Source organism: Serratia sp. HRI (assembly GCF_010119335.3).
GTDB lineage: Bacteria > Pseudomonadota > Gammaproteobacteria > Enterobacterales > Enterobacteriaceae > Serratia > Serratia nevei.
Genome location: NZ_CP083690.1, coordinates 3,687,540 through 3,704,337, shown reverse-complemented (window position 1 = coordinate 3,704,337; position 16,798 = coordinate 3,687,540). Strand labels below are relative to the sequence as shown.

General features: G+C 61.9%; 18 protein-coding genes. 8 read left to right on the top strand and 10 right to left on the bottom strand.

Features of this window, described 5'->3' with window-relative positions:
- Positions 1-205: 205 nt before the first annotated feature.
- The 3 genes from galR (at position 206) to GF111_RS17730 (ending at position 2,037) form a co-directional block, all read left to right on the top strand.
- Entirely contained in the window at positions 206-1,225 is a 1,020-nt protein-coding gene (galR, locus tag GF111_RS17740; protein WP_038878671.1) for an HTH-type transcriptional regulator GalR, read from the top strand.
- A 159-nt stretch (positions 1,226-1,384) separates the two neighbouring features.
- The gene (locus GF111_RS17735) at positions 1,385-1,729 is read left to right on the top strand and encodes a type II toxin-antitoxin system RelE/ParE family toxin (RefSeq protein WP_038878669.1); all 345 of its coding nucleotides are present in this window, start codon (positions 1,385-1,387) and stop codon (positions 1,727-1,729) included.
- Positions 1,730-1,734: 5 nt separating this feature from the next.
- On the top strand, positions 1,735-2,037 hold the full coding sequence (locus GF111_RS17730) for a helix-turn-helix domain-containing protein (protein ID WP_038878665.1): 303 nt from the start codon (positions 1,735-1,737) through the stop codon (positions 2,035-2,037).
- Positions 2,038-2,064: 27 nt separating this feature from the next.
- Here GF111_RS17730 and lysA read toward each other — a convergent pair whose 3' ends face one another.
- On the bottom strand, positions 2,065-3,327 hold the full coding sequence (gene lysA / locus GF111_RS17725; protein WP_080491087.1) for a diaminopimelate decarboxylase: 1,263 nt from the start codon (positions 3,325-3,327) through the stop codon (positions 2,065-2,067).
- A 133-nt stretch (positions 3,328-3,460) separates the two neighbouring features.
- Here lysA and GF111_RS17720 point away from each other — a divergent pair, with 133 nt between their 5' ends.
- Positions 3,461-4,384, top strand: a complete 924-nt coding sequence (locus tag GF111_RS17720; protein ID WP_094460604.1) for a LysR family transcriptional regulator — start codon at positions 3,461-3,463, stop codon at positions 4,382-4,384.
- 27 nt (positions 4,385-4,411) lie between these two features.
- Here GF111_RS17720 and GF111_RS17715 read toward each other — a convergent pair whose 3' ends face one another.
- The gene (locus GF111_RS17715; RefSeq protein ID WP_015378928.1) at positions 4,412-5,320 is read right to left on the bottom strand and encodes a LysR family transcriptional regulator; all 909 of its coding nucleotides are present in this window, start codon (positions 5,318-5,320) and stop codon (positions 4,412-4,414) included.
- Between the two features lie 108 nt (positions 5,321-5,428).
- Between GF111_RS17715 and GF111_RS17710 the strand changes: the two genes are divergently transcribed.
- Complete coding sequence (locus GF111_RS17710; RefSeq protein WP_033635778.1) at positions 5,429-6,313, top strand: MBL fold metallo-hydrolase; 885 nt, start codon at positions 5,429-5,431, stop codon at positions 6,311-6,313.
- Positions 6,314-6,381: 68 nt separating this feature from the next.
- Positions 6,382-7,029 carry a DsbA family protein gene (locus GF111_RS17705; RefSeq protein WP_047729966.1) on the top strand — a complete coding sequence of 216 codons (648 nt, stop codon included), beginning with the start codon at positions 6,382-6,384 and terminating at the stop codon, positions 7,027-7,029.
- Between the two features lie 32 nt (positions 7,030-7,061).
- On the opposite strand, the gene GF111_RS17700 is transcribed toward GF111_RS17705, so the two are convergent.
- On the bottom strand, positions 7,062-7,769 hold the full coding sequence (locus tag GF111_RS17700) for a hypothetical protein (protein ID WP_047729965.1): 708 nt from the start codon (positions 7,767-7,769) through the stop codon (positions 7,062-7,064).
- Positions 7,770-7,974: 205 nt separating this feature from the next.
- Here GF111_RS17700 and GF111_RS17695 point away from each other — a divergent pair, with 205 nt between their 5' ends.
- The gene (locus tag GF111_RS17695) at positions 7,975-9,702 is read left to right on the top strand and encodes an ABC transporter ATP-binding protein/permease (protein WP_060434143.1); all 1,728 of its coding nucleotides are present in this window, start codon (positions 7,975-7,977) and stop codon (positions 9,700-9,702) included.
- Between the two features lie 22 nt (positions 9,703-9,724).
- On the opposite strand, the gene agaF is transcribed toward GF111_RS17695, so the two are convergent.
- From agaF to agaR, 6 genes are read right to left on the bottom strand one after another with little or no spacing between them, the layout of a single operon-like run.
- Positions 9,725-10,159, bottom strand: coding sequence for a PTS galactosamine/N-acetylgalactosamine transporter subunit IIA (gene agaF, locus GF111_RS17690; RefSeq protein ID WP_033635782.1), 435 nt, complete (start codon positions 10,157-10,159; stop codon positions 9,725-9,727).
- A 10-nt stretch (positions 10,160-10,169) separates the two neighbouring features.
- The gene (locus tag GF111_RS17685) at positions 10,170-11,063 is read right to left on the bottom strand and encodes a PTS system mannose/fructose/sorbose family transporter subunit IID (RefSeq protein WP_047729963.1); all 894 of its coding nucleotides are present in this window, start codon (positions 11,061-11,063) and stop codon (positions 10,170-10,172) included.
- On the bottom strand, positions 11,053-11,832 hold the full coding sequence (agaW, locus tag GF111_RS17680) for a PTS N-acetylgalactosamine transporter subunit IIC (protein ID WP_019455697.1): 780 nt from the start codon (positions 11,830-11,832) through the stop codon (positions 11,053-11,055). Before agaW ends, GF111_RS17685 begins: the two co-directional genes overlap by 11 nt.
- A 14-nt stretch (positions 11,833-11,846) precedes the next feature.
- The gene (agaV, locus tag GF111_RS17675) at positions 11,847-12,323 is read right to left on the bottom strand and encodes a PTS N-acetylgalactosamine transporter subunit IIB (RefSeq protein WP_019455696.1); all 477 of its coding nucleotides are present in this window, start codon (positions 12,321-12,323) and stop codon (positions 11,847-11,849) included.
- Position 12,324: 1 nt separating this feature from the next.
- Positions 12,325-13,608 (bottom strand): D-tagatose-bisphosphate aldolase, class II, non-catalytic subunit, encoded by a 1,284-nt coding sequence (locus GF111_RS17670; protein WP_055317448.1) that lies wholly within the window; start codon positions 13,606-13,608, stop codon positions 12,325-12,327.
- A gap of 23 nt (positions 13,609-13,631) precedes the next feature.
- Positions 13,632-14,405: a transcriptional repressor AgaR gene (gene agaR / locus GF111_RS17665; RefSeq protein WP_004931804.1), complete on the bottom strand. Its 774-nt coding sequence runs from the start codon at positions 14,403-14,405 to the stop codon at positions 13,632-13,634.
- A 503-nt stretch (positions 14,406-14,908) separates the two neighbouring features.
- On the opposite strand from agaR, the gene GF111_RS17660 reads away from it, so the two are divergent.
- Positions 14,909-16,129: an MFS transporter gene (locus tag GF111_RS17660; protein ID WP_055317447.1), complete on the top strand. Its 1,221-nt coding sequence runs from the start codon at positions 14,909-14,911 to the stop codon at positions 16,127-16,129.
- A gap of 182 nt (positions 16,130-16,311) precedes the next feature.
- Here GF111_RS17660 and GF111_RS17655 read toward each other — a convergent pair whose 3' ends face one another.
- Entirely contained in the window at positions 16,312-16,425 is a 114-nt protein-coding gene (locus tag GF111_RS17655; RefSeq protein WP_048234622.1) for a YmiA family putative membrane protein, read from the bottom strand.
- Positions 16,426-16,798: the final 373 nt, after the last annotated feature.

Below are 16,798 nucleotides of genomic sequence, written 5' to 3'. Positions count from 1 at the left end.
AATCGGAATGCACAGACGTTACCTCAGCCCGCCGCCAGAGCCAACGTACAAATTGCGCTATCGTTCGGCAGCCGACGGTTATGCGCGCAGACGCGAAGAGATTCTGCAACAGCCGCCACAAGTTGCGCACGAGACCGCTTGCAGCCCCGGTTTTTTTCCGCAAAACTGAGGGATGTAAGCGATTACCCAGGATGTGTTGACTGATATGGCTACGATAAAGGATGTTGCCAGGCTGGCGGGTGTTTCCGTGGCCACGGTATCCCGCGTGATAAATAATTCCCCCAAGGCCAGCGAAGGGTCGCGCACCGCGGTGCTGGCCGCCATGGAACAGCTGCAGTATCACCCTAACGCCAACGCTCGGGCGCTGGCGCAGCAATCCACCGAGACGCTGGGCCTGATCGTCTCCGACGTTTCCGATCCCTTCTTCGGCGCGATGGTCAAAGCGGTCGAGCAGGTGGCCTACGCCACCCACAATTTTCTGCTGATTGGCAACGGTTACCACGACGCCGAAAAAGAGCGTCAGGCGATTGAACAGCTGGTGCGGCACCGCTGCGAGGCGCTGGTGGTGCACGCCAAGAGACTGAGCGATCGGGAACTTTGCGGCTGGATGCAACAGATCCCGGGCATGGTGCTGATCAACCGCACGCTGCCGGGTTTTGAAACGCGCTGCGTGGCGCTCGACGATCGCTACGGCGCCTGGCTGGCGACACGTCATCTGATCCAGCAAGGGCATCAGCGCATCGCCATCATCTGCTCCACCCACCAGATTTCCGACGCCACCGATCGCCTGCAGGGCTATCTCGACGCGCTGCAGGAGCACGGCATTGCCGTGGATGAAAAGCTGATCGCCTACGGCGAGCCGGACGAGATCGGCGGCGAACAGGCGATGACTGAATTGCTCGGCCGCGGCCGTTCGTTCTCCGCCGTTACCTGCTACAACGATCCGATGGCCGCCGGCGCACTTTCGGTGCTGAGCGACAACAGCGTCGACGTGCCGGGACACATTTCGCTGATCGGTTTCGACGACGTGCTGATTTCACGCTATCTGCGGCCGCGCCTGACCACCATTCGCTACCCGATCGTGGCGATGGCAACCCAGGCGGCGGAACTGGCCCTGGCCTTGGCCAATCGCCAACCGCTGCCGGAAATCACCAACATGTTCAGCCCGACGCTGGTGCGCCGCCACTCGGTCGCCACCCTCAACAACGCGCACGAACAGCCGTAATTCGCGCCGCCGCATGGGTGAGCCGTCACCCATGCGCTCAGATTGCGCAGCCCGCCGCATTTCCCACTTTTGGATTTTTTCCGCTCCCAGCGTTCGTGCATATTGTTGGCACAATAATCTTTACACTATATAGCACAAACGCTATATTCGGAGCGCATCATGTGGCAAGTGGTGACCGTCGAACGGTTCGACGACTGGTTTTTAGCGCTGAACAACGCCCAGCAAACAAGCATCCTGGCGGCGATCTTCAAATTACAGACGTTCGGCCCGCAATTGGCACGGCCGCATGCCGATACGCTGCATTTTTCCGACGCGGTCCGGCAGTTGAAGGAGCTGCGCATTCAACATCGCGGGCGCCCTTTCAGGGTATTTTTCGCCTTTGACCCACAGCGGCAAGCGGTATTGCTGTGCGGCGGCGATAAAACCGGCGACCAACGCTTTTACCAGCGCATGTTGCCCATCGCCGCCATGGAGTTTTCACATTATCTGGCAACCCGGAGGTAGTGCAGATGGCCAAACCTTTATCCCAACTGATCGACAAGCTCGATCCCGCCGTCGTTGCCACTGCCAGGCAAAAAGCGGACAAGGAAATTTTCGAGCTGCGGCTGGCGATGCTGAGGGAAGAGCTGGCGGTCTCTCAGGTTGAATTGGCGAAGCGGCTCGGCATCAGCCAACCCTCCGTCGCCAATTTGGAAAAGCGCGGCAGCGAAATCAAACTGTCATCGCTCAAACGCTATATCGAGGCGATGGGTGGCACGCTGTCGCTGGATGTGCAATTGCCCAATGGCCAGCACCGCCGCATGACGCTGTAAAGCGGGCGCAGCACGCCCGCCCGCTTATCAGATAATCTCCAGCGCGATCAGTTCTTCGATGGTTTGGCGGCGGCGGATCAGGCGCGGCTCACCGTTTTCGAACAGCACTTCAGGCAACAGCGGACGGCTGTTGTAGTTGGAGGACATCGATGCGCCGTAGGCGCCGGTGTCGTGGAACACCAGATAATCGCCGATCTGGGCCGGCGGCAGTTCGCGGGTTTCCACGCCGCCGCCCGCCTGCTGGGTGAACACGTCGCCGGATTCGCACAGTGGCCCGGCGATCACCGTTTCGCGCAGCGGTTGCCCCGAGGTATCGCGCCCATCGGCCGGCAACAGCGAAATATGGTGATAGCTGCCGTACATTGCCGGGCGCATCAGATCGTTAAAACCGGCGTCCACCAGCACGAAGTGACGGCTGCCCATGTCCTTTACCGCCCGCACCTCGGCCACCAAGACGCCCGCTTCCGCCATCAGGAAACGCCCCGGTTCGATCTCCAGCTGCACCGGATGCCCCAGATGCGCGGCGATGCGTTCACGCGCCCGGTTCCACAAACCGAAATAGTGTTCGGTATCGATCGCCTCTTCGCCGTACTGGTACGGGATAGACAGGCCGCCGCCGGCGGAAATGGCGCTGATGTCATGACCGAGATCGATCACCTGCTGCACCATCGCATCGCAGACCCGTTCCAGATGCTGGTAATCGACGCCGGAACCGATGTGCATGTGCACGCCGATCAACTTCAGGCCGTAGCGGCGGATCTTCTCCACCGCCTGCGGCAGGTCGGCATACCAGATACCGTGCTTGCTGTTCTCGCCGCCGGTGTTGGTTTTCTGGCTATGGCCGTGGCCAAATCCCGGGTTAATGCGCAGCCACACCGGGTGCCCTGCGGAAACCTGGCCGAGCTGATCCAGCATGTCGATGGAACCCGCGTTGACCGGGATCTTCAATTCGCTGACGCGCGCCAGCGTAGCGTGATCCAACACGTCCGCGGTAAACACGATCTCGCTCGGTTCGCCGCCCGGCTGAAAACCGGCCCGCAGCGCCCGCTCGATCTCGCCCAGCGACACCGAATCCACCTTCACGCCCTGCTCGCGCATCAAGCGCAAAATATGAATGTTCGAACAGGCCTTCTGTGCGAAACGGACAGTATCGAAATGGCGCAGCTGAGCGATGCGCTGGCTGATGATGTCCGCATCATAGGCCCAGACCGGGCAGCCGAAACGCTGCGGCAAGGCCAACAGGTTAGCGGCGTTCAACGCGGTGGAGGTGTCGTGCAACGGGCGTGGCATGGCGATATTCCCAATTCGAAAATGACGGCAGATAACGCCATAGTGCCGCACGCTGAATTGGGTGGAAAATATCTATTTAGCCGTAGTCTATTCATTTATGATATGGCTTTCCCCTTAACCGAGCGGCCTCGCCATGCACAGCATCTCTTTGCGGCAGATCGAAATCTTTCGGGCGGTAATGACCACCGGCAACCTGACCGAGGCGGCGGCCCTGCTGCAAACCTCGCAACCGACCGTCAGCCGCGAGCTGGCGCGCTTTGAGAAGCTGATCCGGCTGCAGCTGTTCGACCGGGTGCGCGGTCGCTTGTCCCCCACGGTGCAGGGCCTACGGTTGTTCGAAGAGGTGCAGCGCTCCTATTACGGCCTCGATCGCATCGTCAACGCCGCCGCCGGCATTCGCCAGTTTCAGCAGGCGCAGCTGTCGATCGTGTGCCTGCCGGTATTTTCCCAATCACTGCTGCCGGCGGTGTGTCGGCCCTTTATCGAACGTTACCCGGAAGTCAGCTTCAGCGTCATCCCGCAAGAGTCGCCGCTGCTGGAAGAGTGGCTGTCTGCCCAGCGTCACGATCTCGGGCTGACGGAAACCACCCTGACGCCGGCGGGCACCGAGCGGGTGACGTTGATGACGTTGAACGAAGTCTGCGTGCTGCCGACAGGCCACCCGCTGCTGGTGAAAGATCGGCTGACGCCGCAGGACTTCGCCGGGCAGAACTTTATCAGCCTGTCGAGCACCGACAGCTATCGCCACCTGCTGGATGCGTTGTTCGGCGAACAGCGCGTCGAGCGCCGCATGGTGATGGAAACGCACAGCGCAGCGTCGGTGTGTGCCATGGTGAGGGCGGGCGTGGGGGTGTCGATCGTCAACCCGCTGACGGCGCTCGACTATGCCGGTAACGGTGTGCACGTGCGGCCGTTCAGCATCGACGTGCCGTTCACCGTCAGCCTGATCCGGCCGCTGCACCGCCCTTCATCGGCGCTGGTCACCGCCTTTATCGACCACCTTCATCAGCAGGCCGCCGCCTTTGCCGCCCGGCTGGCCGCCGCCGTCAGGCGCTGAAAGCGGCGTGGGAATATTGCCGAAGCATCAGCGCAGCGTGGCCTGCCACTGCGGATCGGTGGCGAACCACTCCACCAAAAAGTCCAGCATGGTGCGCAAGGTGGCGGGCATCTGGCGGCGTGAGGTATAGATGCCGTAGATGCCCATCGACTGCGGCCGGTAATCCGGCAACAGTTCGACCAGTTCGCCGCTGGCCAGCAGCGGCGCCGCCGAATAATAGGGCTGCATGGAAATGCCCGCCCCCTGCACCGTGCCGGCCATCAGCACCACCGACTCGTTGGCACTCAGGTTGCCGCTGACCGCTACCGCCGATTTCACGCCCTGAGCATCGAAGTGCCACAGGCTTTTGCCGAAATAGGAGTAGGTCAGGCAGTTGTGCAACGCCAGATCCTGCGGTTGACGCGGGGTGCCGTGCGCCGCCAGATATGCCGGCGCAGCGCACACCACCGATGCGCAGGTGGACAGCGGGCGGGCGATCAGGTTGGGATCCAGCTCGTTGGTGATACGCAGCGCCAGATCGATGCGCTCTTCCACCAGGTTCACCGCCCGGTTGTTCATCTGCAGATCGACCGCCACCTGCGGGTGACGCTTCAGATACTGAGCGACGGCCCCCACCAGCGCCGTTTGCCCGAGCGACTGCGAACAGGTGATGCGCAGCAGGCCGCGCAGCTCATCGCTCTGCCCTTCCTCCACCAGGTCGATCTCCCCCGCCAGCGCCAGCATTTGCCGGCAGCGTTCCAGAGTACGCTCCCCGGCGTCGGTCAGACTAAGCTTACGGGTAGTGCGGTGCAGTAAACGCGCCCCGGCCCATTGCTCCATCTGCGCCAGGTAGCGCGTCACCATCGCGCGCGACATCTCCAGCGTTTCCGCGGCGGCGATCATGCTGCCGCGATCGACGATGGTGACAAAAACCTCAGCGGCGGTAATGCGATCCATGATTAGTCCGATTTATGCAACGAATAATTGCTTATTATCCGGTTTTTCTATCGCTTTATGCAACCTAACATCATTACAACATTAACCGATACCTAAGGACCTGTGCCCATGTTTAAGAAATCACTGTTAACTCTGGCCTTCACCGGCGTCGCCACCCTCAGCACCTACGCCACCGCGGCCGATACCCTGACCATGGAAGTGTATAACCCGGGCGAGAAAAGCGTGTTCCCGGTGTCTTCCGAAATCATCAGCGGCAAACACGAAGTGGCGCTGATCGACGCTCAGTTCCAGCGTAACGATGCCGAAGCGCTGGTGAAAAAGATCAAGGCGACCGGCAAGAAACTGACCACCGTTTATATCAGCCACTCAGACCCGGATTTCTATTTCGGTCTGGACGTGATTAAAGCGGCCTTCCCGGAGGCGAAAATCATCGCTTCGCCAGGCACCATCAAGGACATCAACGCCACCAAAGACGGCAAAGTCGCCTATTGGGGCCCGATCCTGAAAGACAACGCGCCGAAAACCGTGATCGTGCCGCAGCCGCTGCAGGGCGACAGCTTCACCATCGACGGCCAGAAAGTGGAAGTGAAAGGCCTGAACGGCCCGACCCCCGATCGCACCTTCGTGTGGATCCCGGCGTTGAAGGCGGTCGTTGGCGGTGTCGCGGTCGCCGGTGACAACATCCATCCGTGGATCGCCGACAACCAGAGCGTGGAATCGCGCCAGCACTGGCAGCAGACGCTGAAAAACATCGAAGCGCTGAAGCCGCAGGTCGTCGTGCCGGGCCACTTCCTGCCGGGCGCAGCGCAAACGCTGGCATCGGTTCACTTTACCCAGAAATACCTGACCACGCTGGAAGCCGAACTGCCGAAAGCCAAGGATTCCGCCGCGCTGATTGAAGCGATGAAAAAGCACTACCCGACGCTGAAAGACGAGTCGAGCCTGGAACTGAGCGCGAAAGTGCTGAAAGGCGAGATGAAGTGGCCGCAATAAGCGCCCGTGCGTGATTGAACCAGCCCTGGCGCCGCGGTGAACTGCCGCGCGCCAGGCGAGGAGTAAAGATGACCGAAACCACTCTGCATTACATTTTCGATCCGCTGTGCGGCTGGTGCTACGGCGCCGCGCCGCTGGTGAAAGCGGCTCAGAGCCTCCCCGGGCTGAAGGTCGTGCCGCACGCCGGCGGCATGATGACCGGCAACAACCGCCGCCAAATCACCGACGAATGGCGCAACTACGTCATTCCGCACGACAAACGCATCGCCGAGATGACGGGCCAGCCTTTTGGCGAAGCCTATTTCAACGGCCTGCTGCGCGACACCACGGCGGTGATGGATTCCGAGCCGCCGATTACCGCTATCCTGGCGGCGGAAAAGCTGGCGGGACGCGGACTGGACATGCTGCACCGCATTCAGCAGGCACACTATCAGGAAGGCCGGCGCATCGCCGACACGCCGGTGCTGGAAGCGTTGGCGAAAGAGCTGGGGTTGCCCTCGGCGGCATTTATCGCCGAAATGCGTTTCAGCAGCGGCGCGCCGACCGCGCAACACATCGCGGAAAGCCGGGCGCTGCTGGCCAAAGTGCAAGGCCAGGGCTTCCCGACCTTTGCGCTACAGGACAGCGAAGGCCGCCTGCGTCTGCTGCCGGCCGGCAACTATCTGGGTAATGTAGAAGCCTGGAAAAACCTGCTGGGCGCCGCCGCGCTAGCGTAACCACCCTTTCTCGCCCCGGCTGCCGGGGCGGGTCATTCGACCCGCACGAACCGCCCTTCCGCCCGCACGTTGTGACCGAACCCGCAATCCCCCCGCGTGTGCATCTCCAACGTTTGCTCACCAAACTCCAGCGTGACGTCGCAGACCTGCGCGCTTTCCGAGTCATGCTGATGATAAACAGCTTTGCCGTGCTCGATCGGCAGCTCGGCGGTGAAATCACCCATGTTCGGGCCGTAATACAGCCCCATCTGCGGCATGGCGTAGCCGGAGAAATCGATCAGCCAGCGCTCGCCCTGCGGCTTCACCACCACTTCGCTCCACACGCCGCGCCCGGCGTATTGCCAATACACGCCGCCCGGCCCCTGCGGCTGCGGCCGCTGCGCCAGCCGTTGGCGCAACAGGCTCATGTTGTGCTGCGATTTGTCATCGTGCGGCGCCAGCGCCAGATAGGCCTGCGCCTTGAGCAATTCGCCGGCGTGCATCAGCGACAGCGCCACGTTGTTGTAGGCCGTGGCGACGGCCTGCTCGCTCAGGCCGCAAAACTCGCTCCAGGCCGCCTGATCGCGAAAGATGTCGGCAGCGTTGGCGTAATCCTGCCGCTGATAGGCCTTTTTTCCCAGCTCGGCGTAGCTCGCCACCTTTTGGCAGTCGGCGGCGATGTCCGGCTCGTCAATGTGCGCCCAGGCCCGGGCGCTGGCGAAGACGCCGCAGGTCAGCAACAGGGGAACCCAAGCCTTCATCGTTTATCCTTTCTGCAAAAATTCGGCGCCAGTATAACCGCCCGGCGGCGGAGTGTATGCCGCAATTGCGCCCATCTGCGCACCGCTGACGATTCAACCGCCTTATTTCAAACGGTTAGCGAGGTCAAAACTGCTTACAGTCGCGGTTTGTTTGTTACCGGCCCGCGGCCCATGCTGAACAAAATGCCGCAATTAACGAGTCGCTATGAACGCAACCCCCTTGCAGAAACACGCCGTTTGGCAGCTGATCAAACCCTTTTGGGTGTCGGAGGAGCGATGGCGCGCCTGGATGATGCTGATCGCCATCGTCGTCCTGTCGCTCGGTCTGGTCTATATCAGCGTGCAGATCAACCAATGGAACCAGGTGTTCTACGATGCGCTGCAGAACAAAAACTACCCGGTATTCAAGGCGCAGCTGTGGCGCTTTACCTATCTGGCGCTGATCTTCATCGTGCTGGCGGTCTACAAGATCTACCTGACTCAGGGGCTGCAGATGCGCTGGCGGCGCTGGATGACGGAAAAGTTCATGGAAAAATGGCTGGCGCACCAGGCGTATTACCACACCGAGCAGCAGCAGATCGTCGATAACCCCGATCAGCGTATCGCCGAAGATCTCAACGTGCTGACCCAATATACCCTGTCGCTGTCGCTCGGGCTGCTCTCCAGCCTGGTGACGCTGCTTTCCTTTATCGACATCTTGTGGCACGTCAGCGGGCCGATGACCTTCGCGCTCGGCCAGCACGCCATCACGCTGCCCGGTTATATGGTGTGGTTTGCGCTGCTGTATGCGGTGCTGGGATCGCTGCTGATCTGGTGGGTCGGCAAACCGCTGGTCATGCTGGGCTTCAATCAGGAACGGTACGAGGCGAACTTCCGTTTCGGCCTGATCCGCATCCGCGAAAACAACGACGCCATCGCGCTGTACCACGGCGAACCGCGCGAGGCGCAGCAGCTGGGCGATCGTTTCGACACCATTCGCAGCAACTGGTGGGCAATTATGCGCATCACCCGGCGGCTGAACATCGCCACCAACTTCTATGGCCAGTTCGCCATCGTGTTTCCCCTGCTGGTGGCAGCGCCGCGCTACTTCTCCGGCGCCATTCAGATGGGCGGCCTGATGCAGATCGCCTCGGCCTTCGGCCAGGTGCAGGGTGCGCTGTCATGGTTTATCGACGCGTTTAACGATTTGGCGACCTGGAAAGCCTGCGTCAACCGTTTGGCCGGCTTCAACGCCGCCGTCGATCAGGTGCATCATCAGCCGCGCGGCATTCAGCTGCGGGAAGAGACCGCCCATCCGTTAACGCTGGATAACCTCAGCCTGAGTTTGCCCGACGGCCAGCCGCTGCTGGCCGGCGCCGAGATGACGCTGCAACGCGGCGATCGCCTGCTGATCGTCGGCCCTTCCGGCTGCGGCAAGTCGACGCTGCTGCGGGCCATCGCCGGTATCTGGCCTTACGGCGCGGGGGCTATCGGGGTAGCGGCCAATGCCAACACGCTGTTCCTGCCGCAGCGCAGCTACATTCCGATCGGCACGCTGCGCGAAGCGTTGAGCTACCCGAGCCTGGCGTCGGAATACAGCGATCCGCAGCTGATGCGGGTGCTGGAAAACTGCCGCCTGAAGCACCTGCAGCGCTGGCTGGATACCTCCGCCAACTGGAGCCACCGCCTGTCGCCGGGCGAGCAACAGCGGCTGGCGTTCGCCCGCGCCCTGTTGATTCGCCCGAGCATCCTGTTCCTCGACGAGGCCACCAGCGCGCTGGACGACGAAACCGAACAGTTGATGTACTGCCTGCTGGTGGATGAACTGCCGGACGTGACGCTGATCAGCGTGGCGCACCGCAACAGCGTGGCGAAGTACCACCAGACCTGCTGGCGCTTCAGCCGCAGCGAAGATCAACCGGCGCGCCTGGCGCTGAGCCCGCTGCCGGTATAACCCGCAGACCGACGGCGTTCGTTCAGATGCCGTCGGTCTGCACGTCTTCGCATTTCACCCGGCGGCGCTCATGCCACAGGCTCGTCAGGCCGCGTTTGCCGCACGCCAGCGCCACCTCGCGAAACTCATCCAGGCTCAACCCGTCGCGCTCCAGCATCATTTCCGCCGCCAGCTGCATATTGACGCCGGTCAGCACTTCGCAATCGCCCTGCGCATCCGCCAGTTCGCAGGCGCTGCGAAACGGCGAGCCGCCGAGCATGTCGGTGAGAAACACCACGCCGTCCGGCTGCGCCACCGCCGCCAGCGCCGAGCGCAAGGCGTCGTTGAGCTGCGCGGTGCTCATCTGTTCGGGGAAATCGACCGCCGCGCAGTGCGGCTGCGGCCCCACCACCTGCTCCACCGCCTGCAACAGCCCGGTGGCGAAGCCGCCGTGGCCGGTAATCACAATGCCTGGCATAGCCCACTCCTCACAAAATGCCGATAAATTTGCCCGCCACGCCGATCGCTACGGTGACGCCAATCAGCTTCACCGGCGAGAAACCGCGCTTCATCAGGAAGAAAATGAGCAGCGTGAAGCACAGCGGCAACAGGTTGGGCATCAGCTTGTCCAACACGTCTGTCTGCAGCGCCACGCTGGCCTTGCCGGCATGCATGACCAGCGGCGTGGACAGGTGCACATACGAGGCCACCAGTGCGCCGATCACCGTCATGCCGACGATCGACGCGGCGTGAGAAATGCGCCGGGTGTGGGTCTTCAACAGCGCCAGCGCGCTGGTGCCGGCCTGATAGCCGTAGTGCGCCAGCCCAAAGCGCAGGCCGAAGTGAAACAGGTTGAACAGCAGCAGGAAGACGATCGGCCCGAACAGGCTGCCCTCCAGCGCCAGCGAAGCGCCTATCCCGGCGCAAATCGGCAACAGCGTCAGCCAAAACAGCGCGTCGCCGATGCCGCCGAGCGGCCCCATCAGCGCCACTTTCACCGCGCGAATGGTGGAGATCTTCTCCTTGTTCTGTTCCATCGCCAGCACCAGGCCGGACAGGAAGGTGACGTCGAACGGGTGCACGTTGATAAATTCCATGTGCATCTTCATCGAGTTGGCCAGATCCTGTGGGTTGCGGTGGATCTTGCGCAGCCCGGGGATCAGCTGATACAGCCAGCCGCCGGCCTGCATACGTTCATAGTTGAACGACGCCTGCAGCAGCAGCGAACGCCAGGCCATGCGGTTGATGTCGCCGCGCGTCAGCGCTTCGGCGGGCTGGCTGTCCAGATAGTCGTCCTGCTCCACCTGACTGGTGGCCAGCGCCTGCGCCATGCGTTGCTCGGCCTTTTGCGCCAGCATATCGTCGGAATCGTTAAATGCCATCTTCGGCATCCTCCTGCGGAGCGGGCCGGGCCGTCGCCTCTGCCGCGCCACGTTGCGTGTTGAAGAAGTCGATCAGGGCGATCGCCAGGGCACCCAGCGCCACCGCCAGAATCGGCAGCTTGAGGAACGTGACCGAGATGAAGCCAAGGATAAAATAGGCCACGTAGGTTTTTTTCATCATCACCTTCATCAGCAGCGAGAAGCCGATCGCCGGCATCATGCCACCCGCCACCGCCAGACCGTCCAGCAGCCAGCCCGGCGCCTTCTGCACCATGGCGCTGGCCGCATCGGCGCCGAAGTAAATCGGCAGGAATGCCACCACGAAATAGAAGATGAACAGGATGCTGATGCCGAGATAGTTCACCCGTTCGATGCCGCGCCAGTTCAGCTCCTTCACCATGCGATCGCAGCGGTGCATCATCGGCGAGAACAGCGTAAACAGCAGCGTAATGCAGCCCTGCACCGCAATCGAGAACGGTACCGCCACGCCGATCGCCACTTTAGGGTCGGCCTTGGTCAGAATGGCGAATGCGGTGCCGATCACACCGCCGATCACCACGTTCGGCGGTTGGGCGCCCGCCAGCGGCACCATCCCCATCCACACCAGCTCCAGCGTGCCGCCCACCAGCAACCCGGTGTAGACGTCGCCCAAAATCAGCCCCACCAGCGGCCCCATCACCACCGGCCGGTGGAAGTGGGTCAGGCCGTCGAACAGGTCAACCCCCGCCAACCCGGCCAACAGCGCAATCAATAACGCATCCGTCAACATGCTTTCCCCCTGGCTCAAAAGAGCAGTTTGCCGATCGCCTCGCCCGCCTCATCCGGCACCCGGCGCACTTCGCACTCCACGCCCAGCGCCGCCAGCGCGCGAAACGCGGCCACGTCGCCGTCGTCCAGCGACACCGTTTTGTGCACCTGCCGCTTCCCCTCGGCGAAGTGCATGTTGCCGACGTTGACGAACCGGATCGGCACCCCGCCGCGCACCAGCGTCAACACGTCCTGCGGCGTTTTGCACACCAGAAAAATCTTCTGCCGATCCGCCGCCTTGTGGATCACGTCGATGGTTTTCTGCAGCGTGAAGTAGCGAGTCTGCACCCCTTCCGCCACCACCATGTCCATCAGGTTCTGCTGCACCGGATCGGCGGCCGCCTCGTCGTTGGCCACCACCACCAGGTTGGCGCCGAGGGTGTTGGTCCAGGTCACGCCCACCTGGCCGTGCACCAGGCGATTGTCGATACGGGTCATTAAAATGTTCGGCATGTCAGCGGCCCTCCGGGTAGCAGGCGGCGTGATAATCGTCGAGCACCTGCGTCACTTTATGCAGCACCCACTCCTGCGGATCGGCGCTCAATTCGCCGGCGTTCAGCGCCCGCGCCTGATCCGGCAGGTACTGGCTGAGCAGCGCCAGCGGCGCCGGGCTGCGGCGCAGGTTGTCCAGCAAACCGTCGACCGCCTGCTGCACCTGCGGCTGCGGCCAGTAGTAACGCACCCGATCGCTCAGGCTGTAGTGGCGATCGAGATACTGCTGGTGCGGCGTACCGTGGTAGTAGCGGCTCCACTGCTGCGGCTGCTCGCGCATCACCTGCTCCAGCGTGGCGCACAGCTGCGCCGACTGGCGTTCCCCCAGCCATTCACGCTCGATGCGATCGAGGGCGAACAGCGCTTCGCGCAGCGCGAAGGTCAGCGCCGGCCCCACCTTCAGGATGGCGAAGTGATCGCGCACCAGTTGGCGGTAGGCCTGCGGTGGTTGGTAGTCCGTAGAGTGCGCTTCATAGATCATGCCCGGCTGCCGTTCGATGAAATGGCTCAATGCGTCGGCGCGCTGCGGTTGGTAATGCTCAACGCTGTGGTGATCGAACTCGACGCCCGGCTGTACCACCAGCGCGATAGTTCGCTGCCAGGCATCGTTCAGCTCGGCTTTTTGCCAGGCGATACGGTGCGTTTCCAGCGTTTGCGCCACCGCCTGCGGCGTGGTGACCTGCAGACCCGCCAGCGCCTCCTGCGCGCCGCCCGGCACCGGCACTTCGGTGCCGATCACATAAACCGGCGCTTCGCCGCCGCTCTGCGCCCAGGCCCGCTCCGCCACCGCGCACAGGCGCGCCGCACGCTCGGCAACCGTGGCATCCCCCAGTGGAGCAGGATCGCCGGCGCATGACATGGAGCAATCGAGGTGAATTTTGCGAAAGCCGGCGCGAACGTAATCGTCGATCAAGGTTTCCGCCAGCGCCATCGCCTCCTGAGCCGGGCGATCTTGCCAGGCGTTGGGCCCCAGATGATCGCCGCCCAGCCACACGCGATCGCGTGCCAGGCCAACCTCATCCGCCAGGCGCCACAGCGCATCGCGGAACTGGGCCGCCGTTTGGCCAGTATAGCCGCCGAACTGATTGACCTGGTTGGACGTCGCCTCCACCAACACCGGTGTGCCGCGCGCTTTGGCCTGCCGCAGCGCGGCCTTCAGAACCCAGGGATGGGCGGAACAGACAGAAAAGATCCCGACCGGCATACCGGCCTTGTGCTGCTCGACAAGCTGTAACAACTGCTGCATGAAGCCCCCATGCAGGCGCCCTGCTACCGATCGGCGATGATGACCTCCACGCCCAGCTCGGTTAACGCCCGCTCGTAATCGTCCGGAAGACGGCTGTCGGTGATCAGCCGATGGATTTGTCCGGCTTCGCGAATCATGCAAAAGCTCTTGCGACCAAATTTGCTGGCATCCGCCACCGCGATAATCTCGCGCGCCACCTCGCACATCACGCGATTGAGGTGCGCCTCACCGGGGTGAGGCGTGGTGATGCCGGCGCTCAGATCGAACCCGTCGACGCCCAAAAACAGCTTGTCGAAGCGGTACTGACGCAATTGCTGCTCGGCAGCCGGACCGTAGAGCGAGTAAGAGTTGCGGCGCACGCTGCCCCCCAGCACCATCACCTCCACCCCGTCGTTTCCCGAAAGCTCGTAGGCAATGTTCAGCGCATTGGTCATCACCACCAGATCGCGCCGCCCCTTCAGGAACGGCACGATCTGCGCAGTGGTGGAGCCGGAATCGAGAATCAGCGCATCGCCGTCGCGCACATAGCCGGCCGCCGCGTTGGCGATCAGCGTTTTGACATCGCGATTCAACCGCCCTTTGTCCCGCAGCGGCCGATCGAAAGCGAATTGCTGATTGAGCATCGCGCCGCCGTAAGCGCGCAGCGCACACCCTTTTCGTTCCAGAAAGCGCAGATCGTTGCGGATCGTCACCGTGGATACCGCAAACTGTTTGCTGAGCTGCTCCACGCGCACGCTGCCGTGCTCGCATAACAGATCGATGATGTGTTCACGTCGCTTTGCGGTATTCACTGGCATGAGCTGCGGTCCTCAGGTTTCCGGCCTCGCCGGGGAGAAGATGGCTTTCGCTCTACTGCGCTGGCATTACAGCAAAGCGAAAGCAATGAAATTGTGATCGGGCTTACAGCCCCGTTTTAGCAAAAAAATCGCCAAAAAACCTTTCGAATCGAAACAGATCGAAAAGCCAAAAAGCGGAAAGGGGGAAAAGTGAAATGCCATGACGGGCGCGAACGCCGGGGGGCCACAGCGCCGGCGGTGAGGAAAGCGAAAGCGACGCATGGCGCGCCCCGCGCCATGACTTTTAGTTCACTCAGTGACCAGGATCACATAATGGCAATTATCCTGCGGCCGGCAGGGGTTAACCGCCATCATCCCGCCGGCCCGTCCCCTTGTCAGCGTGAGCCATCTTCCCTACACTTGCGATCGGATACCGCCAATTTGTCGGTACGTAAGCGTTAACGTCAATCAACGCATCACGCCATGCAGCACTGATTGACTGCATGCCCTGGTGCGAGGAACCCATGCCGCAACCCGCTTCATCCCCAGCGTCCACCGCGACCCCGCGTCGCCGTTTACACCGCCCTGTCCTGCTGATCGTCGGCATTATGCTGATCGCGGCCAACCTGCGCGCTGCCCTGACCAGCGTCGGCCCGCTGTTGGAGCAGATCCAGCAACAGCTGGCGTTGTCCGCCACCGCCGCCGGCCTGATCAACTCGTTGCCGCTGATCCTGTTCGCCGTTCTCTCGCCGCTGACTCCGGCGCTGGCGAAACGCATCGGCATCGAGCGCACCCTGGGCCTCGCCCTCGCGCTGCTGGTCTGCGGCATCGCGCTACGTTCCCTGCCGCAAGACGCCATGCTCTGGCCGGGCAGCATCCTGATCGGCGCCGCCATTGCCTTCGCCAACGTGGTGCTGCCGACACTGGTGAAAAGAGATTTCCCGCATCGCGCCGCCGCGATGATCGCCGCCTATGCGGCGGTGATGTCACTGGTTGCCGCCATCGCCTCAGGTCTGGCGGTGCCGCTGGCTGCCCTGGCCGACCTCGGCTGGCGGTTCTCTTTGCTGTGCTGGGGTTTGCCCGCCTTGCTGGCGCTGCTGGTGTGGCTGCCACAGCTGCGGCGCTCGGCCACTCCCGCCACCAAAGAACCGCAGCCGACGGAGCCACAGCGCTATCGTTCTCCCTGGGGCAGCGCGTTGGGTTGGCAAGTGGCGATGTTCATGGGGCTGCAATCGATCGCCTTCTACACCATCATCGGCTGGTTCAGCGCCTTTGCCGCCAGCCACGGCACTTCCGCCCAGCAGGCAGGATTCGAGCTGTTCGTTTACCAGGTGGTCGCGATCGTCGCCAACTTTGTCATGGTGGTGATTTTGCCGCGGGCGCGCGATCAGCGGGCAATCGCGCTGGGCAGTTCCCTGCTGATCTTTATCGGCGTCGGAGGATTATTGGTGCAACCCGCCAGTTCACTGGTGTGGCTGACGTTTGCCGGGTTGGGGGCGGGGAGTTCGCTGGTGCTGGCACTGTCGTTCTTTGGCTTACGCAGCCAGCATCATCATCAGGCGACGCTGCTGTCGGGTATGGCGCAATCCGTCGGCTATTTGTTGGCGGCGCTGGGGCCCACGTTGTTCGGCCTGCTGCACGATCTGACGGATGGCTGGCGCTGGCCGCTGATCGTCCTGCTGTGCCTGACCGTTCTGCAAATGCTGTTCGGTGCGCTGGCCGGCCGCAGCCGCGTGATCAGCTAGCGCCGTTGGGCGAGGGGCCGTACCGGCTCAGGCGCGCTATCCTGCCACAAGTCTTCAATGAAGGCGCGTTGCTCATCGCTCAACACCCACGAAGGCGGAATTTTGGACTGCGCACGACGCTGTGCGCCCTCACGGTTTTTAGCCTGCTTTTTGTTCACAAGTCGCCTTCCTGCTTAACTTACTTAATTCAGTAACCAATAAATCACGGCGGCGGTGAACAGCCAGAACAACCCGCTACCGATAAATACACACAGCCATGCTCTACGTTTGATATCTGATCCATCCTTGCTCACCACAGCGCCCTCAACCAATAGATTAAACCATTTAAATGGTGATTATTGATCTGTTTTAACGATCGATAAAGTCGTTTTTTCCTATGGAAATTAAAAAAACAGCTGCTAGCCATAGACCTGCATCACCGCCTCAGTAAGAACGGCACCGTGGATATCACTGTTATCGGCAGGCGATAACTTGTATTGATAGGCGAACGAACGTGCAGTGTGCCACACCTTGAGAGGTCAAAATTAAACCACTGGTAAATGATTCAGCAGTCAATTATTTGACTGGCCGTAAGCCAAATCGGCAACAGACCGCGCTGAAGGCGGGGGAGAAAATGAAGCGACGTACTGGGATCATACGGAGAGAAGCACCGGCCCGTTTGGTTTCGCT